Source organism: Paenibacillus glycanilyticus, assembly GCF_023715145.1.
GTDB lineage: Bacteria > Bacillota > Bacilli > Paenibacillales > Paenibacillaceae > Pristimantibacillus > Pristimantibacillus glycanilyticus_A.
Genome location: NZ_JAMBNP010000003.1, coordinates 535,422 through 560,740, shown reverse-complemented (window position 1 = coordinate 560,740; position 25,319 = coordinate 535,422). Strand labels below are relative to the sequence as shown.

The window sequence follows — 25,319 nt, the reverse complement described above, 5'->3', positions numbered from 1 at the left end:
TATTCATGCCCATGCATAACCTTCCATTATATGTAAACCCGTACGCATAAAAAAGAAGAGTTCCAACCTTTATAAGTGTTGGAGCCCTTCCCCAAAGCTATGCATATAATCTTGCCGAACCTTAGTCGTGGCGAATCTGATTGCGCAAATAGCCGTCGATAAAGGTATCCAGGTCGCCGTCCATCACAGCGCCAACGTTCCCCGTCTCCACCGAAGTCCGGTGATCCTTCACCATGCTGTATGGATGGAACACGTACGAACGGATCTGGCTGCCCCAAGCGATATCGGACTGCTCGCCGCGAATCTCGGCCAGATGCTTCTGCTGCTCTTCGATCTTCCGCTCATAGAGCTTCGAACGAAGCATATTCATCGCGCGCTCGCGGTTCTGAATCTGCGAACGCTCCTGCTGGCAGGCTACGACAATTCCCGTCGGAATATGCGTAATCCGGATCGCCGACTCCGTCTTGTTGACGTGCTGGCCGCCGGCGCCGCTCGCGCGGTACGTATCGACCTTCAGATCCTCGGTACGGATCTCGACTTCAATATCTTCCGTAATCTCCGGCACTACATCGCAGGATACGAAGGAGGTATGTCTGCGGCCGGACGAATCAAACGGCGAAATGCGGACCAGACGGTGAACGCCTTTTTCCGCTTTCAGATAGCCGTAGGCGTTATAGCCTTTAACCGCAATCGTTACGCTCTTGATGCCCGCTTCATCACCATCCAGATAATCAAGCACCTCAACCTTGAAGCCCCGCTTCTCAGCCCAGCGCGTATACATCCGGTACAGCATTTGTGCCCAGTCCTGCGACTCGGTACCGCCTGCACCCGGGTGCAGCTCCAGAATGGCATTCAGCTTATCGTAAGGCTGATTCAGCAGCAGCTGCAGCTCGAAGCCGTTAACCTTTTCGGTCAAAGATGCAATTCCGCCGATGACTTCAGCTTCCAGCGAATCATCGCTTTCTTCATCAGCCAGCTCAATCAATGTCTGCAGATCTTCGCATTCCGCATTCAGCCGTTCGTATTGCTCAACGACCGATTTGATCGCATTCAATTCCGAGATAATGCCCTGCGCCTTCGTATTATCATCCCAGAAATCGGGTGCAGTCATTTTCTCCTCAAAGTTCGCGATATGCTCAAGCTTCAGATCTAAGTCAAAGAGACCCCCTGAGTTCTTGGAGCCGCTTCGCCACTTCACGCAAATCCTGTTTCACGTTTGTTTCTATCATCGCGTAGCTTCACCTCAATATTAAGTATGCGCGGCCGTGTCACCGTAAATCCGTGCAGACCGCATAAAACGCGCCGTCCTGCCGCAAGGGCAGTCCGGCGCGTTCAAACCGTTATGTTACATTATGCGCATGACAAGGCCAATGTCACTTACCCATGCCATGGCACATTTTATACTTCTTGCCGCTGCCGCATGGGCAGAGGTCGTTGCGTCCGGTACGCTCTTCGCGCTTCGCAGGGCGTTTCTCCGCTTCCGCGGGGCTGTTGGTCGTCGTTTGGCCTTGCGCGACCTCTTGACGCTCCAGATTGCTCTCTACGCGCGCCTTCATGATGTACTTCGCTACTTCTTCCTGGATGCTGTAGATCATTTCCTTAAACATCTCGAAGCCTTCGAATTGGTACTCGCGAAGCGGATCCGTACCGCCGTACGCACGAAGGTGGATACCTTGACGGAGCTGATCCATGGCATCGATGTGATCCATCCATTTGCTGTCTACCGCGCGCAGTACGACAACCTTCTCGAATTCGCGCATCGTTTCGGCGCCAAGCTCTGCCTCGCGCTCATCATAATAAGCGACAACCTTGTCCTTGATAAGCTCGATAATATCTTCCTTCTCTTTGCCCCACAGATCATCCTTCGTGAAGGTCTCATCAGGGAGAAGGTTGGAGTTCGCGTAATCCGCAATTTCCTGCAGATCCCACTCTTCCGGAATATCGCCTTCCGTATGAGCATCAACCACATGCTCGATAACCGGTACGATCATCTCCATCACGATTTCGCGAATGTTGTCGGAGAACAGTACGTCACGGCGCTGCTTGTAAATAACCTCACGCTGCTGGTTCATTACGTCGTCATACTGCAGGACGACTTTACGAGTATCAAAGTTGCTGCCCTCTACGCGCTTCTGAGCGGACTCAACGGCACGCGTAATGAGGCGGCTCTCGATCGGCTGGTCTTCTTCAAGGCCCAGACGGTCCATCATGCCCATAATGTTCTCCGCGCCAAAGCGGCGCATCAGCTCATCCTCGAGGGAGAGGTAGAACTGCGAGGAGCCCGGATCGCCTTGACGGCCGGCACGACCGCGCAGCTGGTTGTCGATACGACGGCTCTCGTGACGCTCTGTACCGATAATATGCAGGCCGCCTACCTCATGAACGCCTTCGCCAAGCAAAATGTCCGTACCGCGGCCCGCCATGTTCGTTGCGATCGTAACCGCACCCGATTGGCCTGCGCGGGAGATAATTTCCGCTTCCTCCGCGTGGAACTTCGCGTTCAACACTTTATGCTGGACGCCGCGTTTTTTCAGCATTTCGGACAATCGCTCCGAGTTCTCGATAGAGATAGTCCCTACGAGTACCGGCTGATTATTTTTATGCTTCTCTACAATCTCTTCAACAACGGCTTTAAACTTGCCGTTCTCGGATTTGTAGACCACGTCCTGCATATCTTTACGGATAAGCGAACGGTTCGTGGGAATTTGAATAACCTCAAGTCCATAGATCCGTTTGAACTCTTCCTCCTCCGTCTTCGCCGTACCGGTCATGCCGGACAGCTTGCGGTACATACGGAAGTAGTTCTGGAACGTAATCGTTGCAAGCGTCATGCTCTCGTTCTGAACCTTCAGCTGCTCTTTCGCTTCGATCGCTTGATGCAATCCGTCGCTGTAACGGCGGCCCGCCATCAAACGGCCGGTGAATTCATCAACGATAACGACTTCTTCTTCATTAACAACGTAATCCACGTCGCGCTTCATGATGACATGCGCTTTGAGCGCCTGCTGTACGTGGTGGTTAAGGGTTACGTTCGCATGATCGAATAAGTTCTCGATGCCGAATGCTTTCTCCGCTTTCTCAACGCCTGCTTCCGTAAGCGTTACGTTGCGAAGCTTGATATCGATCGTGTAATCCTCTTCCTGCTTCAAACGGCTGACGAAACGGTCGGCTGCATAATAGAGCTCCGTCGACTTCTGTGCTTGTCCGGAGATGATCAGCGGCGTACGCGCTTCGTCGACCAGGATGGAGTCCACTTCGTCTATAATGGCATAATAAAGCGGGCGTTGAACCATCTGCTCTTTGTAAAGCACCATGTTATCGCGCAGGTAGTCAAAACCGAACTCATTATTGGTTCCGTAAGTAATGTCGCAAGCGTAAGCCTCTTGCTTCTCCTCATGCGTCAAGCCGTGCAGGTTGCAACCGACTGTCAGCCCAAGGAAGTTGTAAAGCTCAGCCATGATCTGGCTGTCGCGCTGTGCAAGGTAATCGTTGACCGTAATGACGTGTACGCCTTTGCCTTGCAGTGCGTTCAAGTAAGTAGGAAGGGTCGCAACGAGTGTCTTACCTTCACCGGTTCTCATCTCTGCGATCTTGCCTTCGTGCAGCACCATACCGCCCATCAGCTGTACGTCAAAATGGCGCATGCCAAGCGTGCGCTTCGACGCTTCGCGCACAACCGCGAAAGCTTCCGGCAGAATCGAGTCAATATCCTCGCCTTTCTCAAGACGCGCCTTGAACTCTTCCGTTTTATTACGCAGCTCATCGTCTGACAGCGGCGTTATCTTGGACTCCAGTCCGTTAATTTCTTCTACCGTACGCGTGAGACGCTTGACCTCGCGCTCGTTTGCATCACCAAATATTTTTTTCACTAGTCCGAGCATGGTCTTCCCCTTTCGTATTACGCCTGTTTGCCTTAAATTGTAACAGTTTGTAGAGACGCTCGCAACGCATCGCGTTTATTTCCAGCAATAAGCATGTATAGGATCATATAAAAGGCCTCTTCCCCATCGGAGAAAAGGCCGTAGTTGGCAATGTTATTAGAATAATGGCTGGTTTCAGATTTTATACTTGCTCAATAAGTCCATACTTCCCGTCGCTGCGTTTATAAACAACGTTCACTTCCTTATTGTCAATATTGGAAAATACGAAGAAGTTATGTCCAACCATGTTCATTTGCAAGATCGCTTCCTCAACGTCCATCGGCTTCAGCATGAAGCGCTTCGTGCGGACGAGCTCAAGCTCATCTTCCTCATCCATAACGGATACGGAGGTTTGGCCGGCGCCTTCCTTAAACAATGCCTTGACGCCGCTCTCATGCCTGAACTTACGGTTCATCTTAGTCTTATGTTTGCGAATTTGACGTTCCAGTTTGTCCACCACAACGTCAATGGAGGAATACATATCCTCGCTCTTGTCTTCCGCCCTCAGCATGACGCCAACCAGCGGGATGGTTACTTCCACCGCGTGTTTGCCTTTGGTTACTGACAACGTTACGGTTGTTTCGGAGGCAGGTGCTTCAAAATACTTTTCCAGTCGACTAATCTTCTTCACAGCATACTCTCGTAAAGCTTCCGTCACTTGAATACGATGACCTCGAATGATGTATTTCATGGGGCATTCCTCCTTTACGTATTCTTATTATAACATATGTAAGCGCCTAATTCAAAATAGTTTTTTATTTATTGTGAATTTTCAGACAATATTACCAAGAATCTTTTTGATTTCTGTTTCTTCATTAATATGGAGATAAGCTGTATATCATGACTACTAAAAATGATCCGTTAAAAAATGAAAAGCCCCGGTTTCCCGGAGCTTAGAATAGGCACTTGTCAATCGAACCATATAATGTGGCTGATGAGTCAGCCTAGATGATTACAGTTTGACTACGTTTGCAGCTTGTGGACCGCGAGCGCCTTCTACGATGTCGAATTCAACCGCTTGGCCTTCTTCGAGCGTTTTGAAGCCTTCAGCTTGGATTGCGGAGAAATGAACGAATACGTCGCCGCCTTGTTCAGTCTCGATAAATCCATAACCTTTCTCTGCGTTAAACCATTTAACTTTACCTTGCATACATAAACAGTCCCTTCATCTTCAAATACTGTGAGGCGTCTAAGTTATGTTATGGCCCACAAGTCGAATATACCATCACTGACACACTATTGTCAATATTTCCATGTAAGCGAATTCATAATTTTTTGATTGCCTCAAAATCTACCTTTTTGCATCAAAAAATAGACTGTCTCCCCCGCCGTAAGCCGAATCGTATCTCGCCTGGGAACGGCGTCCCTGCTGGATTTTCTCCCACTGCTGCCTCGCCTCGTCACGCAGGGTTACCATTCTCGCAACGATGACGGACTCCATGGAAATTAATCGATCCGCTTCCAGGCGGAGAACGGTCATTTGCTCCATAGGAAGTTCCATTTGTTCCAGTTCCTTGAACAGCTCTTCTCGCTGCCGCATATACTCGTCGAACTGTTCAAGATCCGCATTGTCCAACCGCTCAACCAAATTAGACGACAGTTGAATGAGTCGCTGCAAAAGAGCTTCCATTAGCTTGTCCCGTCATTTGATTCACTTGTTTGGCCGCTTCCACCCATGTCGCCTTCAGGTCGAGCAAGTGCCCAAGCACTTCCTCGGCCGGCTCGGCATCTTTACGGGTATTCGCTTCAATCAGCCGTTGTTTGAAGTAATCGTATAGCAGCAGCAAGCTTTCCGATACCGGATTCGAGCGGTCCAGCGTAATAATAAACTCACTAATAATATCCTGCGTCTTCATGAGATTCGCGTGAGCATCCGCATTTCTCTGCTCTTTGATGGCCTCGATGCCCTGACGACAGAAACGAATGGCTCCGTCGTACAGCATAATAAGCAAAGCAGCCGGATTAGCCGTTTGAACCGAGGTCTGCATGTAAGGGTTGCGCGGTTGGTATTGCATGGGTTAGCCTCCTAACAATGATGCTAAACTGCCGCTTCGAGCGTTCATCTGACTGATGTATTTCTCCATTGCGGTAAATTTATCGTAGTACCTTTCTTCCATGTCAGCCAGCTTGGTTGTAAGTGTCGAGATCCGCTTATCTAGGTCAAGCGACTCTTTACCCAGAACATACGTATTTCTAACGGATGTGCTCGCCCCCGCCTTATCCATGATCTGGCTGAAAATAGCACTTGCCTGATCGTACAAGCGTGTAGCAACTCCGTCCGTATCGGAAGTCTTAGCGTTTTTATCGTCAGTCGTAAATAGCGCCATTACTTGATCCGAGTTCTCGGAGAGTGCTTGTTTGAGCTTATTCTCATCGATGTAGAGCTTGCCTTTATCCATATAGCTGCCGCTAACCGCTGTACCGCTGACCAATGAGCTGGAAATCCCGATATCGGACAAGCTGCTAAGCTGCCCGGAAGCAAGGCCGTTTACGGTAGAAGACAAGGCTTGTCTCATTTTATACAAGCTGCTGGTAAGAATGGAATCATTAGCAAGCATACCACTTTTTGCTTTGTCTTCCCATTGCTTAATCTGGTCATCGGTCATCTCTTTCTTCTGAGCGTCTGTCAGCGGAGCAAACTTGCGATATTGCTCCTCCGACAACTCCGAATTGATGGCGCTGATCAGGTCGTTGTACTTGTCGACAAAGGTTTTGATCTTGTTAAACACAGTCTCCGTATCCTGTGTAACATTAATATTCGTTACGTCCGGCCCTTCCGCTTTAGCCGTAATACTTAGACCGGCAATCGTAAAGGAATTTGAATCATATTCACCAGCTACGCCATTAAACAGAACTTTAGCGTTCTGACCTTGTTTGTAAATGGATGGTACGGTGGGAGCAGGTGTTGCACCAGTCAATCCCAAGGCACTTACTACGCCTGCATCGGAACTCGCATTGATGCTAACCGGTTTGCTATTATCCGGGTTATCAATGGTAAGGTAGCCATCTTTATTCAATGATACCGATACTCCCGTATTCTTAAGCGAATCATTCATCTTCGCAACCAGGTCTCCAGCTTTTGTTGTGGAGGTAATGTCAAACTTATAGTCTTGACCGCTAATGGAAAGAGTAATAGATTTTCCAGCTAAAGAAGCTAATGAAGTATCCGCTGCCAGCTTAACATTGCCTGTTGTCGCTGCTGCTGTTGTCGATGGAGTAAGATTTAAAATCTGCCCTACATCCGTTCCTCTCAGATCAATATCCGCGCTTGCGCCCGTTTTGGTCGAAGAGAAGAACATGGACTTCAAAGTAGAGTCATAGGCTACCTTTACTCCGGTTTTGACAGACTCCGCATTGATTTTGTTGGCGAGGTCCTGGTAAGTATCGGCACTCTTAAGCTCGATATTTACGCCGTTAACGGAAATCGTTGTATCCTTGCCAATTGTTGTTCCAGCCAAAGTCCCCGATTTCATCGTTGCTGCCTTTGCCAATTGCTGAACCTGCAGGGTATACGAACCCTCTATCGCATTTGCTGAACCTGTTACCGTTGCTACGTTCGTATTCGAGGAAGAAGCACCTTTCGTCAAATAACCGGATTGCAGCTTCATATCAAAAGCAGCGTTCTTAAAGTCCAGTATCTTGTTGTTGATCGCCCGATAATCGTCCTGCTTCCACTGGTTAATCTGTTTCTTCTGGTTAAGCTTATCGAGCGGTACCCGCTGTGCGTCCATCATCTGTTTAATCATGCTTTCATAGTCCATACCCGATGCCAAACCAGTTACACGTAACGTGCTCATCTTTTCCCCTCCAAATCGTTACCTTTTTTCGTCAACAATTAATCCTGCCATTTCCCATAGTTTCGCGATAAAATCCAGGGACTTCTCCGGAGGAATTTCTCTTAATACTTCCCCCGTTTCCTTGTCCTTGACCTTCACGGCAACAAGATGGGTTTGCTTATGAACATCAAACTGCAGTTCTGTTGGTCTTCCCCGCATAGCTTTAACGGCCTGCTCAATGTTTTTGAATAACTGCTGCTCGCCAATGCTTATCTTCTCGCCTTGTATCTCCGCCGTTTTTACTTCTTCGTAGTTAGCATAGTTCCGTGGTGCCTGCACACTTACTTCCATCTGTGACGAAGCATCCGCATACGATTCTTTACTTGGAATATTCGTTGTTGTGTCCGATGCTGAGATTCGCTCTGATGGGAAATTCGATCCAGAAATCGACATTGAGCTCATCCGAATTTTCCCCCTGCAAGTTTAATGGTTATCTATTATATCGGTATATGGAAAAGGGATTATTATAGCTCTCTCCCCATTCGAAATATATAAAAAAGAGACCTTAGGAAGCCTAAGGTCTCTTTTAATTCCATTAAGAATTAACGGAGAAGTTGAAGTACGCCTTGCGGCTGTTGGTTCGCTTGAGCAAGCATAGCTTGAGCAGCTTGCGAAAGGATCGAATTCTTCGTTTGCTCCATCATTTCTTTCGCCATATCAACGTCACGGATACGGGATTCAGCAGCTGTCAGGTTCTCGGAAGCAGTACCCAAGTTGTTGATTGTGTGCTCCAGACGGTTTTGAACAGCACCCAGTTTGGAACGAGCGCCCGATACGGATTGAGTAGCCTTGTCCAGAACTGCGATTGCGCTGGAAGCATCTTCTTTAGTGGAGATGTTCAGCGCCGCTTCGTTTTTCAGGTCGTTAGTGCCGTCAGTTACGGAATTATCAGTAGTGAAGCCTTTGTCGCCTGCTTTACCAGTAATACCAAGGGCGTTGGAACGCATGTCAGCGATTTCCAGGCTCATGGATTGACCAGTGTTAGCGCCGATCTGGAAGGAAGTTTTGAAGTCTTTTTGAACGCCGCCGTCAGCAACTTCTACTTTACTGGAAAGGCCTGTTGCATTTGAAGTTACTACCAAATTATCAGTAGCACCATCTTTCGACAAAGTTACGCCATCGATTTTAGCTTGTTTAACAATAGCGTCTACAAAAGACGCTTCGTCTGTAACATCGCTAATGTCTACGCCAGTTGCATTACCTTTGTAAGCACCGTTGTCTGCATTATAGAATTCGATTTGCTTGCCGCCGATAGTAAGACCTTTACCTGCCAATTTTGTCAGGTCAGTGAAATCCAAACCAGCCAGGTCAATCGATTTGCTTGCAGCAGTTGCGTTAGTGTTTGTACCTTGAACGGAAGTACCTGAAGCATAGCCACCGCCAAAGGTTACGTTCGCAGCTGCTGTAACGCTCATAGTACCTTTGGAACCGGACATTGCGCCTTCTTTTACTGCTTCAATGCTGATGTCGCCAGCAGCATTTTGGGAAACTTTGTAGTTTCCTTTCAATGTATCGTTATTGTCAATAAACTTTTGCAGAGCATCTGCTGCGGATTTAGTAACCGCTGCATCGTCACCGGCTGCCAGAGTTGCGCCGCCGATATCGATAGTAGCTGCTGTAGCTGTAGCTGTAGTGTCACCAGCAGTACCGCCGCCGTTTGCAAAAGTGAGTGTGAATGCTTGACCGTTAAGGTTAATTGCTGCAGTATTACCTGCTGCCAGTGCACCCAGATTGAAAGTAACTTTAGCTTCTGTCGAAGTAGCATCTGTACCAGCTGTATCAGTGGAAACAGCGCCGATATCTACGCCCAGCTTAGCCAGGTTTTGCGATCCGTCGCCTTTCAGCAATTTTTGAGTATTGAACTCAGTTGTATTGCCGATACGGTTGATTTCGGAAGTCAATTGGTTCATTTCGTCTTGCAGAGCGGAACGGTCAGTATCTGTGTTCGTACCGTTTGCGGATTGGTTAGCCAGCTCGCGCATACGTTGCAGAATGCTGTGAGTTTCGTTCAAAGCGCCCTCAGCCGTTTGAATCAAAGAAATGCCGTCTTGAGCATTTTTGGAAGCCATGTCCAGACCGCGGATTTGGCCGCGCATTTTTTCGGAAATTGCCAGACCAGCTGCATCGTCACCTGCACGGTTGATACGAAGACCGGAAGACAGTTTTTCCATCGATTTGCTTTGAGCGCTAGAAGCGTTGTTCAGCTGGCTCAAAGTGTTAAGAGCTGCAATGTTGTGATTAATACGCATTGTTATTTCCTCCCTGAATGTCTGTTAGTTCCGCATCCTTGCGGAAGCTTACGGTGAAAGGGTCGGCCGCCCCTCCCCCGCGCTTACTATTTATATCGACAGCATTCGAGATTTTTTATAGAGGAAAAACAAAAATTTCTATTTTTTTATTTGTCTGGTCGGTTTTGCTTCAATAGCTGGATTACATCATTCAATGCAAGCATACTGCTTGCCGCTTCACGGTTCGAAGACTGAATATTGACGTACAGTTCTTTACGCAAAATCTCAACGTCCTTAGGGGCGCGAATACCCAGCTTCACCGTCTCTCCCTCGACACCTAGCACGACAACTTCAATATTGCCGGCGATCATTATAGATTCATCCGTCTTACGAGATAATACGAGCATAACGCTCCTCCTTAGGCTTGATATAAAGGCGCTCTTGAGCTGTACACCTGATCATGAATAATATGTTGTTTGCCACGCCTTGTCGCCGTATTCAAAACAATCGGCGCAAGCAGATTAATCGTTGATTTACTGGAATCCTGACTCAGTGTAACGACCGACCAGATCTCAATATCTTTCTCATCTGTCAGATTCAATTCTTGTACGACCGATTCGGGGAGATCCCATTCATAGTCTTTATAAAAGAAAAAAGGGCTGGCGATCAGGAAGGCGATATTCTCATCTTCCGCAGACTGCATCAGCCTGACCGGCAATTCCCCCTCTACCTCGCTCAACACAAACTGCCGTAAATGCTCGAAGCCCGGTATTCCGTTTTCGAATTGATAGGTAATCAAGCTAATCCCCTCTTCATCTCAAGTATATAAAAAGAAAACTACAGGCCTGAAGAGACCTATAGTTATTAAACCTAATTCTATGCAGCTTGTAAAATCCGATTAGAGCATGGTATCTATGCTAGGCGGCGTAATCTGCACGGAAGCATATTGCCTCATGTAAATTTCCGCTTTGCCCGGCGTATAGTCATGAATTGGACGATTAGGCGTAACGCGCAGATCAACGCCGCCTTCTTCAACCTCGATTTGCACCTTGCCCGGCGTAAAGCTGACATCTACATTATCGATAGAGGCAGGCCCCGCGACAGGAAGCTCCGGGCCTTCTTTCCGCCAGTTCTTCGCAATCTCCGGAATCGGATTACTCTTCACGTGCGCAAGATCGGCAAGCTGTCTGCCTTCCTGCATGCGCCTTGCAACCCCTTGTAAAGCAAGCTCCTTGGCTTGCGAATAGATCCTGCTCGAAACTTCCAGGTTGTTCGCTAGTCCAAGACCATCCCAAGCTCTTTCCTGATTAACCTCCAGGACCCCCATTGGCTGCTCAATTGAAAGCTTGGCTGGGATTTGGCGCATATCCATCGTAGCTTGAGGCTGTTCAATTCGCTGCTCTGCCGGTCTTACTTGAATACCGATGAGAGCAGGCTGCTGATGTATCTGAATATGTCCTATCGTCATCTAATCCGTCCTATCTCAGGAAATCAACGAGACTTGGTTGAATGATTTTGGCTCCGGAGGCTAGAGAAGCCTGATATACGTTTTCCAAGGTTGTCATATTCGTAATCGCTTCGGCCATATCTACGTCTTCTACGTTCCTTTGCATGGTCTGAAGATTGATATCCACATCGGACAATCTGCCCTGTACGATTTCTACTCGATTGACTCTTGCACCTATCTGGGCTCTCGCCGTAAGCATCGTATTCATCCGCGTATCAATCTGGCCAAGGAGATTGCTGAGGCCTGTCTGATCTCCCGATTCCAGCATGCCATAAGCGCGGTTCATAAGCTGGAACAGATTATCGCTGTTCTCTTCATTAGGATCCGCGACGGGCTGGCCAAACACATCGTTGCCGGTCATATTCACTTCCATGGTCATTCCCGGCGACAGCTCGTAAGTGATGTTCCCCGTGTCCGTTTGGTTACTGAATGCTTTCATTTGGGGAGGATCAGCCGCAGGATCAAGGGCTTGATCGAGACCAATTGTCGAGTACGGCTTAATTCCGGTCTGCTCGCCATTAAACATTTGCTTCCCGTTGAATTGGCTGTTGCCAATCTCAACCATCTGGTTATAAAGCTGAGAAACCTCTGTCTGAATAGCTTTGAGGCTTGTTTCTTCAAGCGTGCCATTCGAGGACTTGACAATCAGCTCGCGAAACCGTTGAACAATATCGGTTGCCTGACCAATTGTCGTATCCATATACTCAAGGGAAGACATGGCTGCATCCGCATTATCCGTATACTGGTCATTGGATGCGATCTCTCCGCGATAACGCAGAGCGAAAGTGATGCCAACGGGATCATCCGAAGGCCGGCTTATTTTATTGCCCGTAGAAATCTGATTTTGCAGCTTGCTCATACTATTCAGGTTATGTGTAATATTGCTAAGCATCTGGGAAGACATCATTGTTTGCGTTACGCGCAATGCCATGTGGCTGCACCTCCGGCTTTATCTATTGGATTACAGGCCGACGCGGCCCATGCTGTTGATAATACGATCAAGCGTTTCGTCGATAACCGTCATCACCCGTGCCGATGCGTTATAGGCATGCTGAAACTTCACGAGATCTGACATTTCTTCGTCAAGCGATACGCCGCTGACAGACATTCGGCGTGAATCCACCTGTTCAACAATCGCTTTCTGATTGGACTGCAGGCGCTGCATTTCCTGAGATTGAACGCCTAATTGGCCAACCACCGAACGGAAAAAGCCGTTAATCGTATTCTTGTCCGTAGCATCAAAGCTGAACTTCGTATCGCGTGCCTGCGACATAAGAACAGCCATCGAGTTGTTGCCCGCCACGATCGTCTCTGTTCCGTCTGCATTAATCGTTACCTTCATCGATGTGGCAAGCAGAGTTGGATCCGCTGCAATCTTCGGATTGAGTTGAATGTTAGCAGCTGTTAAGTTATCCGTATTGCCGTTAGCATCTGTAAACAGAGGCTCCCCTTGCTCTCCGTTCATCGTATAACCAAGCTGATGCAAACCGTTCAGACCTTGAACCGTAACGGTTAAATCCTCTGTTAGAGTACGGTTAGCCCCCGTATAGGTAACCCCGTTAAGAACCGTTCCTTCGGGAAGCACCGAGCCTTTCGGAATCGTGACTTCCATCTCGCCATTTGCGATCGTATTCGCCATTTGGTCGAGCTGCTCCATGTACCCCTGTACATATTTGTCGCGGGATTGGATCGTACCGTATATTGCCCCATTATCCAGATCACCGCTCTCGATGGCGGTTGTCATATCATCTAACGTTAATCCTTGCGACCCCTCCGCAGAATCACCCGCAACCAGGGTCATATTGCCCATTGTAATCGTATAACCGTCAGATAAATCAGACACCTTGACGTTGGCCAGACCGGACAGTTCGTCAACAAGCGCATCCCGTTGATCCCGAAGGTCATTCGCATCATCGCCGATGCCTTCAATACGCTGGATTTGTCCGTTAAGGCTAGCGATCGTACTTGAAATAGACTTAAGGTTATCCAGATTGATTTGAGCATTTTCCGATAAATCCGACTTCAAATCGGTTAGTTGTTTGTATGTATAGTTAAAAGCGTCCATCATAGCCTTCGTTTGTTCTACGAGCACGGCGCGACCATCCGAGCTTTCCGGCGTTTTGCTTATGTCCGACCAGCTGTTCCAGAAATTCGAAATAACCGTCTGCAGGCCGGTATCGCTTGGCTCATTCACAATCGCTTCCAGCTTCTCGAGCGTATCCCCTTGGACGGTATAGTTGCCAAGCCACTTATACTCGCTGTAAAACTGGCTGTCCAAGAATTTATCCCGTACACGTGTAATGGACGATGCCTCAACGCCGGTACCCAGCTGGCCTGCAGCTGTGGAGTGCGAATAGCCATAAGCCTCTATAGGACGGGCTGCCGTAAAATTAACCCGTTGGCGGGAGTAGCCGACTGTATTTGCATTCGAGATATTATGACCCGTCGTGTTCAGCGCCGTCTGTGTTGTGAAGATGCTTCGTTTCGCGGTCTCCAAACCATGAAATGTAGATGCCATCGTATCTTGTCCCTCTTTTCCTAAGTCTTGAGATTATAGCGACTAGCACGCTGCACGTTCATTCCTTGCACGGCGCGATGATAGGTGACCTCGTCCTCCGGGGCACCAAGGAGCAGGTCCTGCGTAAATTGCAGGTACTCCAGATTCATGCGGATCAGCTGCTGATTAAATGTATTCACGTCCTGAAGCTCCTTAATCGCAGCGGACAGCTCCCGCCACTTCTGCTGAAGCTCCAGCTTTTGCTCCGCGTGATAGACCATTTGAATAAGCTTCTCCATCTTCAGGGAGCGCATGTTGCGCAGACCTTGCTCAACGGTAAACCGCCCAACCTGAAGCAGGCGGGTTTGTTCCAAATCGACAATGCGCTGCACGCTTTTTTTCTCGCGGCTTGTAATGAGCGATACGGCTTCGACATTTTCCGTGCGGATGGCTTCCGTCTTCTCGTTGGCATGCTGGACAAGCTCCCGGTGAGCTTCCAGCAGCTCCTGCAAGGTTAGTAAAATCTGACGGATATGCTCGTTCATCTACTCATCACCCTTCAAATAAGGAAGCAGCTTATCTGCCAGCTTGCCCGCATCAACCTTATACGTTCCCTCAGATACGGATTGCTTGAGTTCTTCAATGCGTTTTTGCCGCTCCGGACTGTTCGTTTGACTGGTGGAGAGCATCTCCTTCGCCTCCGCGGATATCTCTACGATATCCTTCTGTTTCTTCTTATTTGCACCATCCACCCGCTGTTCCATTTGCTTCTGGTAGTAGTTATATGCGCCGATCCGATTCGTTTCATTTATCTTCATGGATAATCACCTCTTTAGTTACGCAATAAAAAAAAACCGATAACCTTTAACAGTATTATCGGTTCGGCTAGTTTGAAAATGAATAGGCCAAGTTATGGGTCAAAATATTAATTTTGCCTGTTTTTATACTTATCTATACCTTTGTACGAGACTCTCTCTTCCGCACGGTGAGCCGCATTTCTGGCTTCGTCCTCATGCATGTGCTGGGTATCTTTCAAGAGACGCGCGCGACAATTGCCGCAGATGTTATTCTCCCGAATGAGCGTACCGCATACTTCGCACGGATACATCAGATTCGGGGCATTTAAGAGCGAAATCCGGCCTTCTTTAATAAACTTCGTAATTTGTTTGATCGAAACGCCCGTTGCTTCGTGCAGCTCCGTTATGACCGCACCTTTTTGCTCGCGCAAGTAAGTGGAGCATAATTCGTATTCTTTATCAATTTCCCGGATACATGCAGGACAGACCTCGCGAAAGTTTTTCGCGAATATCTTACCGCACCGAGGACAATTATCTACATTCATCATCGATTCCCCATTCCAGCAATCAAAAGGTTGATAGGGTTTATTTTAACGGATTAAGGAAATTATTTCACTAGTAATCTTGCAAAAGATATTTGCCGCTAGGATCGCGCCCATGTAAGGGCATAAATGTCGAGCGGTTTAGACGCCTGCTTATGAAGCGCTGCTGCGCAGGCCTGAATGGTACTGCCCGTCGTGTAGATGTCGTCGATGAGCAGAAGACGGATGGGACGAGATGGATTCACGTTCGCTTGCAAAAGGTTCATCGTCTCCTGCTTCGCCTGGAATAGTCTTCTTGTGTCCTTCATGCGCTCCGCGCGGGTCTTAAAGCTTTGCTTCTCGGTATGCCGCTCCCGGATCAGCAGATCATACAGGGGGATATGATGGGGTCTGGACAAAATGGAGGCAAACCGCTCTGCCTGATTGAAGCCCCGCTCCTCTGCACGCTCCGCACTGACCGGTACAAAGGTAAGGGCATCCCAGAAAATAGCGGGGGTAATGCTAGTGTTAGATAACGGCGGAGAGGAGTCTCGGGATACAGCCTCCTTCGTGATGGCTGCAAGGGCAGGAAACATCATCTGGGCAAGCAGAAGCTCCAGCTTCTCATTCCCCCTGTACTTATATTGAGCCAGCCACTCTCTCATCTCGCTGCTGTACTGGACAGCACTGCGATTGGCAATAAAGCTGGCATCCTGCAGGCGGATGCAATCCGGGCAGGTGATGCCTCTGCCGCAAATGCGGCATTTGATTGGCGTCAGCCATGGAATGGCCGCCTGGCATGAGGAGCAAAGCGATTGCGTGAACGAAGCAGGAAGATAGGACAGATAAGCTTGGAGCCCTCCTGCGCTGTGAGATGCCCGGGATAGGAAAGTTTTGCTTGATTCTTTTCCGCAGAAGAGGCATACGGATGAGCTTGTGCTCAGCCACTGCAAAGCATGATGGATGTCATGCGTCGAGCGCTGAAAGAACTGCCGGAGCAGACTTCGCATGGTATTCCTCCTTAAGGTTTTGTATGGCTGGTTTGAAGTACGTGCGTTAGGCGGATTACCTCACCGGTTCAACCAGCGTCTCCAAAAGGAACGAACGTTAGGCCCTTCTTGAAGCAAATATCCCTGCTTGCCGGCAATCCGGTTCATTCCGCGAATTTGGCTGACGGCCGAGAGCTGAGACCGGGTACGCTCCCTGCCGCAAAAATAAACAAAGCCATTCGGATCGTCACCCGAACGACCGGCCCTGCCTGCCATCTGGACCAATGATGCCTCGTCAAACAATCGCCCGTCCGCATCAAGGATGTAGACGTCGCTGCGCGGGATAGTCACTCCCCGCTCCAATATGGTTGTGGTGACCAATACGCGGATTTCGCTTTTGCGAAACCGACTTACTTTATCCGCTCGAAGCGGATCCTGGGACGAAGTGCCTTCGACCGCGGGCTGCTTGAGCAACAGGCTCAGCAGCTTGGCCATCGGCTCAACCTGGGAGATTCTTTGGACAAATACGAATAACTGAGCCCCTCGTGTGAGGGATCGGTTTAGGGCAGCAAGCAGCGCTCTAGGCAGTTTCCCCGCTTGAAGGAGCTTTGCGGCGGATGGCGTACGAAGCAACGCCGGTACCGGCAGCGGGTGTCGATGATAACGGACCGGAACTCTCGCATGCGGCAGCTGGCCGCTTCTTGCTCTGCGCTGAAGCTCGGCTGGCGGTGTAGCGGATAGCAGCAGCTTGGGCGCATGAGGCGCCCGGCTCTTTTCTGCCGCATAGTGCAGCATCGGGTCGCCGTGGTATGGGAAGGCATCTAGCTCATCAATAATGACGAGATCAAAAGCTTGATGGAATCGCATCAGCTGATGCGTGGTTGCCAGCGTAATCTCTCCCTCTTCCCAGCGCTGCTCGCTGCCGCCATATAGAGTCACCACTCGCGCCTTTGGAAATGCCCGGCGAATACGAGGATCCAGCTCGATGACTACATCCCGGCGCGGCGTTGCGATTAAGGCTCTGCCGCCCCGGAGCAGGACCGATTCGACAAGCGGAAAGATCATTTCCGTCTTGCCGGCGCCGGTGACGGCCCAGAGGAGGAACTCTCTCTGGGATTGGGGTTGGTAGGGCGCTTCGATGAACCGAAGCGCCGATTCTGTGGCGGCAGCTTGCGCGGGGCTGAGCTGCCATTTATGCAAGTCGGCCGAGGTGGAGCCGGCCGGCAACGACGGTGCTGGCATGCCAAGCACCAGCAGCTCGCATTCGCGGCTGCGCCCCATGGCGAGGCATGCCGAGCAATAGGCGCACATGCGCCCGCACGCTGCGCAAGCCGTGCGGTGCATGCGTGCTTCGCCGCTGCCGCATCGCCGGCAGCGGCACTCGCGCCGCCGCCGGCCGTGCTCGGCGGCGACAGCGCCCGCAAGGCGCAGCCAGCCTAGCAGCTGCGCCAACTGCAGTGCGCCGCCAGTATCGGCGGCGGCGCTGCCCAGCAGGGCGTGCGCTTCGCTGCGAAGCAGCGCACGGCCCTGCAAGGCCGCGGCGGCCCGCAGCGCAGCGGCCGCCATGGCCTCCCGCGCGCGAGTTGCAGCGCGCGCGGCGCCCGGGCTAGAGCCGCCAGCGTCAGCGGCGGCTCGCGCCCATGGCCGGGCAGACTGCTTGCCCGGCCCCCTGGGCGCGCCAGCTTCGCGGCGCGCCTGCTCCACGCAGGCCGCAAGCGAAGCCAGCGGCCCAACCGCGCTGCCGGCCACACTGCCGGCAGCCAAATCCCAAAGCTCCACACATCGAACCGCATCCCCTAATGGCAGCGGTTCATCCCATATCCATCCTTCCTCCGCCCGCTCCCCGTTCAGCCTTTTCTCGACCGCATCACGCTGCCCTCTCTCTTTATTACCGATCCTACCTAACCTCACATCCAATACCACAGCGGCCTCAGCCAGCCCCTCCTCCATCCAAAACAGCCGATCCACCTCCGGCGCAATCGTCATTTGAGCAGACCACGTCCCGCCAACACAAACCAAATACACATATGCCTTCACCCGCACGCCTCCCGCACACGCAAAAAAGCACACCTCAATGACGCGAATCGCGTCACCGGGGTGTACTTCACTCCGTGCTTCCAATTAACTCCCATTATAGCTCAAAACGGCATTTTCGACAAATCCGAAGGATTCTGCAGATCAACCAGAATAGCCTGATCCGGCTTGCTTACAATTCCTTCGTTTTGGAGCATCCAGATGAGTCCCGCTGCATGATCCTTTGATTGTGAGCGCTTTCGTTCCTTCAAACTTTCATCCGCAAAAACCGTAATATTCCCGTTCTCGCGCCGGAGCCGATCTACAATTTGAGCGGTTTCGTCGGCTGACTGACTATCTACCACCGTAAGCTGAACATCCGTCCCCATTCTGCGCGAATACGAAGAAAACTGTCGAAGAAGCATCTCCATCTTCATATGCTGATCATGGGCGACCAGAACATAATGCTTGCTTTTGCGCTTCTTCTCCCGCCTGAGCCTGTAAGCCACATGCACCAATGCGGCGGCCAAAGCATAACAGCCAATCACAAGAAGTAAAATCGCAATCAGGTCGGCCACCTCCTCTTTGTGACAATATATGCCGTTATGCGCCCAGTGGTTACGGACACAAGGACAAGGGTGACAAAATGTGCGATCGACATGCCACCCTGCCTGATGTAGAATAAATACAAATAATTGATGCGTGTGAAGCACACCGCTCTATTTCCGTTTCATTACGGAGAGGGCTGTGTGCTTTTTATTTTGCAAAGGAGGGAACTTTTTGTGTTTGAGGCTCACTACGAACCATGGTTACAATCTCAACTCGCCTCCAGCGGCGGGGAACGCAAACGGAGGCTTACAGAGGTAAGGCATGCTGAAAACTTATTTCTCGAAAAAGTTTGGTGCCCGGCAGTAGGTCACTTGGAGCATTTGCATGCAGAATATGAAGTTAACGATTACAAGGACGGACAGCGTTTCCTAGATTATGCTTATTTACGCGATCCATATAAGATCTGTTTTGAGATCGATGGCTACGGTCCGCATCATCGTGATGCTGACCGCAGACAATTTGCCGATAATCTCATGCGCCAAAACCATCTTATCTTGGACGACTGGATCGTTATCCGCTTCTCCTATGATGATGTGAAGAGCAAGCCACGCCAATGTCAGCAATTCATTCAGCAGCTATTCGGCAAACTTTACAGCCTAACGACCGACACAAATCTATCTCTGCAGCACAAGGAGATTCTGCGTTACATCACTATAAAACAGAGCCATATTTCTCCACAAGAGGTTAAGGAACTGCTAAAGGTCGGTAATAAAGCAGCACGTTCGCGTCTACACGAATTAGTTGAAAAAAAGTTCCTTATCTCAGCATCTAGCGGCAGCTCCCGTGTTCGTTACTACGCTCTGTCCTCTCAACATCGACACCAATAGCTAGTTATTGCCGGAGATAAGATCCCTCAAGGACCTTATCTCCCGCGACACGCCCGTTTCAGCACTCAAACCTGCCACTTCGCCATCCTTAAGGTCCCTAAGGGACCTTAACCCCCAAACTAACTGCTTCTTTTGCCGTCTTAAGGTCCCTCAAGGACCTTATCTCCCGCGACACTGCCCGTTTCAGCACTCAAACCTGCCACTTTGACATCCTTAAGGTCCCTAAGGGACCTTAACCCTCAAACTAACTGCTTCTTTTGCCGTCTTAAGGTCCCTCAAGGACCTTATCTCCCGCGACACTGCCCGTTTCAGCACTCAAACCTGCCGCTTCGCTAACCTTAAGGTCCCTAAGGGACCTTAACCCCCAAACTAACTGCTTCTTTTGCAGTCTTAAGGTCCCTCAAGGACCTTATCTCCCGCGACACTGCCCGTTTCAGCATTCAAATCTGCCGCCTCGCCAACTTTAAGATCCCTCAGGGACCTTTAAGTCCCCATCAAACACAAAAAAATCCCGCGTCTACGACACGGGACTCACTATGTACCTGTAACCAGACCTGCTCTGACTTGGGTCGCCTGATGGCGGGCCGCTCTTCACCGGGTTCCTGCCTCTCGCATGCAGCTTTGGTCTGCCTTCGATCGAGCCCCTCGCCTCTTGCGCGCTATACGAGCGCACTTCGCGTGTGAAAACAAGCTTGCCCGGCTACAGTGTTACCCAGCCATATTTGATGGATTGAATAACCGCTTGCGTACGGTCGTCAACCTCCATCTTCTGCAAAATGCTGCTTACATGGTTTTTAACGGTTTTTTCGCTAATAAACAAATACTCGCCAATCATCTTATTGCTCTTGCCTTCCGCCATCAAACGCAAGACTTCTGCCTCGCGGCGAGTAAGCGGATTGTCCTCGCCAGCAACAAACTTAACTCCTGGCTCCATGCCAGCCGCAGCGCCCGAGATTACGCCCATCTCATCGAGGTAAGTCATGCGGCGCAGCTGGTTGATCAGCTTGCCCGTTACCTTCGGATGAATATAAGCATGACCGTTCACGACGGAACGAATCGCGTTGATCAGAGATTCAGCCTCCATGTCCTTCAGCAGGTAACCGGTAGCTCCTTTGCGAAGCGTCTCGAATACGTAGCTCTCATCATCATGAATGGAGAGAATAATAACTTTGACGTCAGGGAAAATCGTTTTTAGCCGCTCGGTTGTTACAACACCGTTCTCGATTGGCATGTTAATATCCATTAACACGATCTCCGGGATCGTGTGGTTGCAAAATTCAAGCACTTGTATGCCGTCTCCACATTCCCCAATAACTTCGAGATCGTCTTCCATGTTCAAAATCCGTTTAAGCCCTTCGCGGAAAAGTTGGTGATCATCAGCTAGTAATACTTTAATCTTGCGCTTACTTGTCGGCGCAGCCTGGTTCATCGTCATCTTACTCCTTTCTACTCTCTACTGAAATTGGGATGTTGATTATAATCTTCGTCCCGTGTCCGATTTTTGAGTCGATTTCCATCCTCCCTTCAAGAAGATCTACACGCTCGCGCATGCCAATCAAGCCAAAATGGGAGTTACTCTGAACATGTGCTTCCGCCTGCTCGCTCTGGAATCCAATGCCGTTATCCACGATCACAATCGTGACCGTCTCTGCCGAAAAAGCAACCTCAAGCGTTACAAAGGATGCTCTTGCATGCTTCTGTGCATTGGTGAACGCTTCCTGAACAAGACGGAACACCCCAGCTTCCATGGCTGACGGCATTCTGACTTCTTTACCGTTAAGCTCGAAGATCGTGCGGATCTTCGTCTTATCTTCAAAGTCATGAGCGAACTTGCGAAGTGCGGGCACAAGACCCAGATCATCCAAGGCCATCGGACGCAGGTTGAAAATAATTTTGCGTATTTCCTCCAGTCCGGATCGAACCTGACCTTTCAAATCTATTAATTCGTCCTGCACCAGCTGAAATTCCTTCTTTAGAAGCATTCTTTCCACAATTTCTGTACGAAGGACAATATTGGCAAGAGATTGAGCCGGTCCGTCGTGAATTTCGCGGGAGATTCGCTTCCGTTCCTCTTCTTGCGCCACAATGATCTTGAGTCCAATCATCTGTCTCGTCTTCGCCGACTCCAATATGCGCGATACCTGATTCAGGTCGCCGGACAAATACTGGAGCACCACATTAATTTGAGAGGCAATCGTCTCCGCCCGCTCGATAGACTTCTCCACATTGCGAACCCGCTTCTGCAGATCATCCCGGCGAGTCTTCAGATAAGCCTCTTTCTCGCGGTATACCATCAGATCGAGCTGAATTTGAGTGGCCTTCTCGTAGGCGGTTTTGATGTCCTCTTCTTTATATCGAACAAAGTCGCGGCTAACTTCAGTCAGCCGAATGCGTGCGCGCCGATAGTCCTGCTCCAGCTGGTCAACTCGTTCGATAGTCGTTAGCGTCTCCGCCAATACAATCTCGAGCTCCTGGCCGAGCGATTCCATCTCCTGGCGCGCCGATTCGCATATTTCGTAAATTTGCAGTTTGCTGTCCTCCATGACGGAGATCGCATTCGTAATGACATTATTAATATCAACTATGTGCTGGTCCAAAACAATCGGCAACCTTTCATAAATTCTAAGAATATATAAGTTTCACCTTATAAATAGCGCTTAGAATTCTCCGGAATGAAACGTCCCCCGCTGCCCAAGGACAGCGAGGCCGTTTCACCTTGTTTAAAGGCTATTCCCCTTTATCATAACACAGATTGGCGGCCGTTCGTCCACATCTAATCGATGGCAATCTTTTTCGTTTTGTTGTCGTAGGTGACCTTTAGACCCAGTTTTTCGGAAAATAACCTAATCGGAATTAACGTTCTTCCGTTCTTGATAATTGGAGCAACTTCCGTCTCGGAAAGCGCGCCGTTGATATTTATTTCCTTTTTGCCAATGACCATTTCAAGCATTTTGGAGCCATTCAGCACCGTAACGCGATTGAGCTTATTGTCCCATTTTAACGTCACGCCCATCGCATCGGTAACGAACCGAATCGGTACATAAGTCGTACCGCCCGTCTCGAACGGAGCAACCTCCATTGCGATTGTTTTCCCGTTGGACACGGCCGATTTCTTGCCGATTGTCATTTCGATATGGCCTTTAGTCGGAGTTCCGGCAGATGCCGCATACTGCATCTTGATGTTATCAAGGCCTACCGCTCCGGTTGCTGCCCGTTCGTCCTGACCGTCAGGCGTTGTGACCACATAGACGCGTTTGAGCTTGACCGGATAAGCCATTCCTTTGCCGGACAGATCGGCCTTGACCGATTTCCAGCCTGTCCAATCCAGCTGCTTCGCCAGATCAACCAGATGGACAGCGCCGTTCGCATCGATAAATTCGGCACGCAGCCAGTTCAGGCTCTTATCGCTGTATACATCCATGGTCATCGATACCGGTGATCCATCCACCGATTTGCCGGAGGTGCCATTGAACTGGGCATATACCGCTTTAGTACCGGTTCCGGCACTAAAGTCATAGGAAATTTGCAGTGCTTTTCCCGACGTTTGGCTTGGTAAATCCGTCACCAGCTTAACGCTACCCGTTGTTGTAGCGGCTGGCGTCACCTGCGGACTAATCGCATAGTTAACACTTTCGAAATTCTCCAGGGTCTTCTCGGAACCGCCCTGCGTGAACGGAAGCATGGTCGCATATCCGTCGTAACGGCCCACCGCGTATCCTGTTGTTGTCCCTTGGTTTACGGAATTAACCGTCAGCGTATCGCCGCTTGTTGTTGCGGTAAAGCCAGTAAACTCCCATTTCAGCGAGTCTCCCGTCAGCTTGTAGGTTTTGCCGTTTTTCAGCGTGACTTTTACGGGAATGGAGACCGTCGCGCCAGCCGACAAAGCACCTGCCGCCGTGTCGAGCTTCAGCTCGGCGATCTGATCCTTGCCGATGACTTCAACCGGGTAAGTTGCCGTAACCGATCCGGATTTGACTGTAATCTTCGTGGATCCAGGCTTGGCAGCCGTGAACGTATTGCCGTTAAACGAGCCGATGCCGGCTGCCGAGCTGCTCCAGGAAGCATTAGAGCCGTCTACCGTAGCCGGATTGTAGTAAGTATCATAACCTTTTACCGAGAAGCTGGTCTTTTGTCCCACAAAAAGAATGTTAGAGCCGCTAATGGCAATGCCCTTCAGATTGCCTTTTGGCGCTGTCGTGAAGACGCCGATGCCATTGGCAACACTGCGCTGCGTCGTCTCGTATTGCGTGGAATGGGCAAGACGCACGGCCGTTTCGCCAAGCGGTCTGTCGATCATCGTGGTTGAACCGCCGCCGTCAAGGTTAATGCCTTTGTAGACGCCAAGCTTCACCATGACCTGCTGCAATTCCTTCAAGTTCAGACCCGTGCTGTCGCCGTAGTCCTCGCTTGTAATCAGATAAACCTTTGTGCCGTCCTTGGAGTAGCCCACCGCCGAACGGGATACGTAGGAGGAGCCGCTAACTCCGGTAATATCGCGGGAGAAGGACGCAGCCGCACCGTTATTCACGAGGATCGTATGGCCGCCTACCAGCATCTCAAAGGACGCAGGATCGACCTTTTGGCCTGTTGTTGCCGACACGAGCGCGTAATCGGAGGTTACCGCCTGGCCTACCTGCAGATGTTCTACAATGAATTTGGCCGCAGTGCCGTGACCGCGCAGAATATAACCGTCTGCCGGAATAGCCCCCGTCAGCGGCTTGCCTTCAGAAATTTGCTCAACGACGCCATTTACGACCAATGCTTCCGTTGGCGTTGCGGAAGAGTTCTTAGGACGCTCCGCGCCGCCCCAGGCGCTATTGTAGATATAAAGACTATTAACATGGCTGTAATTCGACGAACCGCCTTCTGGCACGTAAGCAGACTGGTTGAGGCCTGCCAGAACAAAGCTCGAGCCGTCCGCAGACGTCACCTTGCCGTCAAACGTATAGCTGTCTACGACCGGCTTGCGGTCTTTTGTCACGGCAAAAGCGTACATGCCCTTGATTTGCATCGGGCTGGTCATCAATGTGCCGTTTGTTACCTGCGCTCCCATTGGCGAGCCTTCGGTTGTTGTGACGAATACATCGGCGTTAATGCCCGCGACAGCGCCGTTTTCCTTCGTCATGTTCATTACCGTATTCAGCTTGCCGATCGTATCGTTCTTGCCGCTCATGACGTCCAAGCTGACATACGGATTTGATAAGTCTACTTCAATGACATGAATATTGGCTTTAGCAGCTTTGCCGCTGCGTGTTGTTGTCCACAAATAATCCATTCTTTGCGCGCCAGCCGTAATATACGACTGCTGGAGAAGCTTCAGGCCCGGCTCTGCCGTAGCAGCTGCCGCAGTACCAACTTGGAGGGGATTCCAATCAAAAGAAATAGCGGACGAGACTGGCTGTGCTAGCAATGTACCACCGATTACGACAACCGCGATTTTCTTGCCAAGACTACCCGTCTGCCGAACTTTGCTGTTATGTAACTTACTCATCGTAATAGCAACTCTCCTAATCCTAATCTATTAATCTAACTATTATAGACTACTAGAGGGTAGGAAAAGTTACGACTATAAGAA

General features: G+C 50.1%; 24 protein-coding genes. 1 reads left to right on the top strand and 23 read right to left on the bottom strand.

Annotated elements, in window-relative coordinates; all coding sequences use genetic code 11:
• Positions 1-121: 121 nt before the first annotated feature.
• From prfB to M3194_RS12070, 20 genes are all read right to left on the bottom strand, one after another.
• Positions 122-1,229 (bottom strand): peptide chain release factor 2 gene (gene prfB / locus M3194_RS12165; RefSeq protein ID WP_251654135.1). Its coding sequence is split into 2 segments (ribosomal slippage): positions 122-1,156 and positions 1,158-1,229, totalling 1,107 coding nucleotides; the frame shifts between segments, so codons are not numbered across the junction.
• 144 nt (positions 1,230-1,373) lie between these two features.
• Positions 1,374-3,881: a preprotein translocase subunit SecA gene (gene secA / locus M3194_RS12160; RefSeq protein WP_251654132.1), complete on the bottom strand. Its 2,508-nt coding sequence runs from the start codon at positions 3,879-3,881 to the stop codon at positions 1,374-1,376.
• Positions 3,882-4,062: 181 nt separating this feature from the next.
• Complete coding sequence (gene hpf, locus M3194_RS12155; RefSeq protein ID WP_251654126.1) at positions 4,063-4,611, bottom strand: ribosome hibernation-promoting factor, HPF/YfiA family; 549 nt, start codon at positions 4,609-4,611, stop codon at positions 4,063-4,065.
• Positions 4,612-4,872: 261 nt separating this feature from the next.
• The gene (locus tag M3194_RS12150; protein WP_015847290.1) at positions 4,873-5,070 is read right to left on the bottom strand and encodes a cold-shock protein; all 198 of its coding nucleotides are present in this window, start codon (positions 5,068-5,070) and stop codon (positions 4,873-4,875) included.
• Positions 5,071-5,211: 141 nt separating this feature from the next.
• Positions 5,212-5,550 (bottom strand): hypothetical protein, encoded by a 339-nt coding sequence (locus tag M3194_RS12145; protein WP_251654118.1) that lies wholly within the window; start codon positions 5,548-5,550, stop codon positions 5,212-5,214.
• Entirely contained in the window at positions 5,510-5,935 is a 426-nt protein-coding gene (gene fliS, locus M3194_RS12140; RefSeq protein ID WP_251654116.1) for a flagellar export chaperone FliS, read from the bottom strand. The genes M3194_RS12145 and fliS overlap by 41 nt, the downstream gene beginning before the upstream one ends.
• A gap of 3 nt (positions 5,936-5,938) precedes the next feature.
• Positions 5,939-7,717 carry a flagellar filament capping protein FliD gene (gene fliD, locus M3194_RS12135; RefSeq protein WP_251654109.1) on the bottom strand — a complete coding sequence of 593 codons (1,779 nt, stop codon included), beginning with the start codon at positions 7,715-7,717 and terminating at the stop codon, positions 5,939-5,941.
• An 18-nt stretch (positions 7,718-7,735) separates the two neighbouring features.
• Positions 7,736-8,158, bottom strand: a complete 423-nt coding sequence (locus M3194_RS12130) for a flagellar protein FlaG (RefSeq protein ID WP_251654102.1) — start codon at positions 8,156-8,158, stop codon at positions 7,736-7,738.
• 140 nt (positions 8,159-8,298) lie between these two features.
• Complete coding sequence (locus tag M3194_RS12125; RefSeq protein WP_251654100.1) at positions 8,299-10,005, bottom strand: flagellin N-terminal helical domain-containing protein; 1,707 nt, start codon at positions 10,003-10,005, stop codon at positions 8,299-8,301.
• Positions 10,006-10,151: 146 nt separating this feature from the next.
• Positions 10,152-10,391, bottom strand: a complete 240-nt coding sequence (gene csrA / locus M3194_RS12120) for a carbon storage regulator CsrA (RefSeq protein WP_251654098.1) — start codon at positions 10,389-10,391, stop codon at positions 10,152-10,154.
• A gap of 11 nt (positions 10,392-10,402) precedes the next feature.
• Positions 10,403-10,783, bottom strand: a complete 381-nt coding sequence (gene fliW, locus M3194_RS12115) for a flagellar assembly protein FliW (protein WP_251654096.1) — start codon at positions 10,781-10,783, stop codon at positions 10,403-10,405.
• 99 nt (positions 10,784-10,882) lie between these two features.
• Positions 10,883-11,452, bottom strand: coding sequence for a DUF6470 family protein (locus tag M3194_RS12110; RefSeq protein WP_251654094.1), 570 nt, complete (start codon positions 11,450-11,452; stop codon positions 10,883-10,885).
• A gap of 10 nt (positions 11,453-11,462) precedes the next feature.
• Positions 11,463-12,422 (bottom strand): flagellar hook-associated protein FlgL, encoded by a 960-nt coding sequence (flgL, locus tag M3194_RS12105; protein ID WP_251654092.1) that lies wholly within the window; start codon positions 12,420-12,422, stop codon positions 11,463-11,465.
• 30 nt (positions 12,423-12,452) lie between these two features.
• Entirely contained in the window at positions 12,453-14,009 is a 1,557-nt protein-coding gene (gene flgK, locus M3194_RS12100; RefSeq protein ID WP_251654084.1) for a flagellar hook-associated protein FlgK, read from the bottom strand.
• A gap of 20 nt (positions 14,010-14,029) precedes the next feature.
• Entirely contained in the window at positions 14,030-14,533 is a 504-nt protein-coding gene (locus M3194_RS12095; RefSeq protein ID WP_251654071.1) for a flagellar protein FlgN, read from the bottom strand.
• Positions 14,534-14,806 carry a flagellar biosynthesis anti-sigma factor FlgM gene (gene flgM / locus M3194_RS12090; protein ID WP_251654068.1) on the bottom strand — a complete coding sequence of 91 codons (273 nt, stop codon included), beginning with the start codon at positions 14,804-14,806 and terminating at the stop codon, positions 14,534-14,536.
• A gap of 107 nt (positions 14,807-14,913) precedes the next feature.
• Positions 14,914-15,330: a TIGR03826 family flagellar region protein gene (locus M3194_RS12085; RefSeq protein WP_251654259.1), complete on the bottom strand. Its 417-nt coding sequence runs from the start codon at positions 15,328-15,330 to the stop codon at positions 14,914-14,916.
• 98 nt (positions 15,331-15,428) lie between these two features.
• Positions 15,429-16,316: a ComF family protein gene (locus M3194_RS12080; RefSeq protein ID WP_251654054.1), complete on the bottom strand. Its 888-nt coding sequence runs from the start codon at positions 16,314-16,316 to the stop codon at positions 15,429-15,431.
• Between the two features lie 60 nt (positions 16,317-16,376).
• Complete coding sequence (locus tag M3194_RS12075) at positions 16,377-18,332, bottom strand: ATP-dependent helicase ComFA (RefSeq protein WP_251654051.1); 1,956 nt, start codon at positions 18,330-18,332, stop codon at positions 16,377-16,379.
• Positions 18,333-18,433: 101 nt separating this feature from the next.
• Positions 18,434-18,886 (bottom strand): hypothetical protein, encoded by a 453-nt coding sequence (locus M3194_RS12070; RefSeq protein WP_251654038.1) that lies wholly within the window; start codon positions 18,884-18,886, stop codon positions 18,434-18,436.
• A gap of 204 nt (positions 18,887-19,090) precedes the next feature.
• Between M3194_RS12070 and M3194_RS12065 the strand changes: the two genes are divergently transcribed.
• Positions 19,091-19,744 carry a DNA-binding response regulator gene (locus tag M3194_RS12065; protein WP_251654036.1) on the top strand — a complete coding sequence of 218 codons (654 nt, stop codon included), beginning with the start codon at positions 19,091-19,093 and terminating at the stop codon, positions 19,742-19,744.
• Positions 19,745-20,444: 700 nt separating this feature from the next.
• On the opposite strand, the gene M3194_RS12060 is transcribed toward M3194_RS12065, so the two are convergent.
• From M3194_RS12060 to M3194_RS12050, 3 genes are all read right to left on the bottom strand, one after another.
• A complete protein-coding gene (locus M3194_RS12060) occupies positions 20,445-21,173 on the bottom strand; it encodes a response regulator (RefSeq protein WP_251654034.1) in 729 nt (242 codons plus the stop codon).
• Positions 21,174-21,180: 7 nt separating this feature from the next.
• The gene (locus M3194_RS12055) at positions 21,181-22,341 is read right to left on the bottom strand and encodes a sensor histidine kinase (protein ID WP_285889222.1); all 1,161 of its coding nucleotides are present in this window, start codon (positions 22,339-22,341) and stop codon (positions 21,181-21,183) included.
• A gap of 176 nt (positions 22,342-22,517) precedes the next feature.
• Positions 22,518-25,235 carry a stalk domain-containing protein gene (locus tag M3194_RS12050; RefSeq protein ID WP_251654032.1) on the bottom strand — a complete coding sequence of 906 codons (2,718 nt, stop codon included), beginning with the start codon at positions 25,233-25,235 and terminating at the stop codon, positions 22,518-22,520.
• Between the last annotated feature and the right edge of the window lie 84 nt (positions 25,236-25,319).

Excerpts from the sequence above, each read along its gene's own strand:
- secA (WP_251654132.1), bottom strand. The coding sequence starts at position 3,881 with ATGCTCGGACTAGTGAAAAAAATATTTGGTGATGCAAACGAGCGCGAG.
- hpf (WP_251654126.1), bottom strand. The coding sequence starts at position 4,611 with ATGAAATACATCATTCGAGGTCATCGTATTCAAGTGACGGAAGCTTTA.
- M3194_RS12150 (WP_015847290.1), bottom strand. The coding sequence starts at position 5,070 with ATGCAAGGTAAAGTTAAATGGTTTAACGCAGAGAAAGGTTATGGATTT.
- M3194_RS12145 (WP_251654118.1), bottom strand. The coding sequence starts at position 5,550 with ATGGAAGCTCTTTTGCAGCGACTCATTCAACTGTCGTCTAATTTGGTT.
- fliS (WP_251654116.1), bottom strand. The coding sequence starts at position 5,935 with ATGCAATACCAACCGCGCAACCCTTACATGCAGACCTCGGTTCAAACG.
- fliD (WP_251654109.1), bottom strand. The coding sequence starts at position 7,717 with ATGAGCACGTTACGTGTAACTGGTTTGGCATCGGGTATGGACTATGAA.
- M3194_RS12130 (WP_251654102.1), bottom strand. The coding sequence starts at position 8,158 with ATGAGCTCAATGTCGATTTCTGGATCGAATTTCCCATCAGAGCGAATC.
- M3194_RS12125 (WP_251654100.1), bottom strand. The coding sequence starts at position 10,005 with ATGCGTATTAATCACAACATTGCAGCTCTTAACACTTTGAGCCAGCTG.
- csrA (WP_251654098.1), bottom strand. The coding sequence starts at position 10,391 with ATGCTCGTATTATCTCGTAAGACGGATGAATCTATAATGATCGCCGGC.
- M3194_RS12110 (WP_251654094.1), bottom strand. The coding sequence starts at position 11,452 with ATGACGATAGGACATATTCAGATACATCAGCAGCCTGCTCTCATCGGT.
- flgL (WP_251654092.1), bottom strand. The coding sequence starts at position 12,422 with ATGGCATTGCGCGTAACGCAAACAATGATGTCTTCCCAGATGCTTAGC.
- flgK (WP_251654084.1), bottom strand. The coding sequence starts at position 14,009 with ATGGCATCTACATTTCATGGTTTGGAGACCGCGAAACGAAGCATCTTC.
- M3194_RS12095 (WP_251654071.1), bottom strand. The coding sequence starts at position 14,533 with ATGAACGAGCATATCCGTCAGATTTTACTAACCTTGCAGGAGCTGCTG.
- flgM (WP_251654068.1), bottom strand. The coding sequence starts at position 14,806 with ATGAAGATAAATGAAACGAATCGGATCGGCGCATATAACTACTACCAG.
- M3194_RS12085 (WP_251654259.1), bottom strand. The coding sequence starts at position 15,330 with ATGAATGTAGATAATTGTCCTCGGTGCGGTAAGATATTCGCGAAAAAC.
- M3194_RS12080 (WP_251654054.1), bottom strand. The coding sequence starts at position 16,316 with ATGCGAAGTCTGCTCCGGCAGTTCTTTCAGCGCTCGACGCATGACATC.
- M3194_RS12060 (WP_251654034.1), bottom strand. The coding sequence starts at position 21,173 with ATGAACCAGGCTGCGCCGACAAGTAAGCGCAAGATTAAAGTATTACTA.
- M3194_RS12050 (WP_251654032.1), bottom strand. The coding sequence starts at position 25,235 with ATGAGTAAGTTACATAACAGCAAAGTTCGGCAGACGGGTAGTCTTGGC.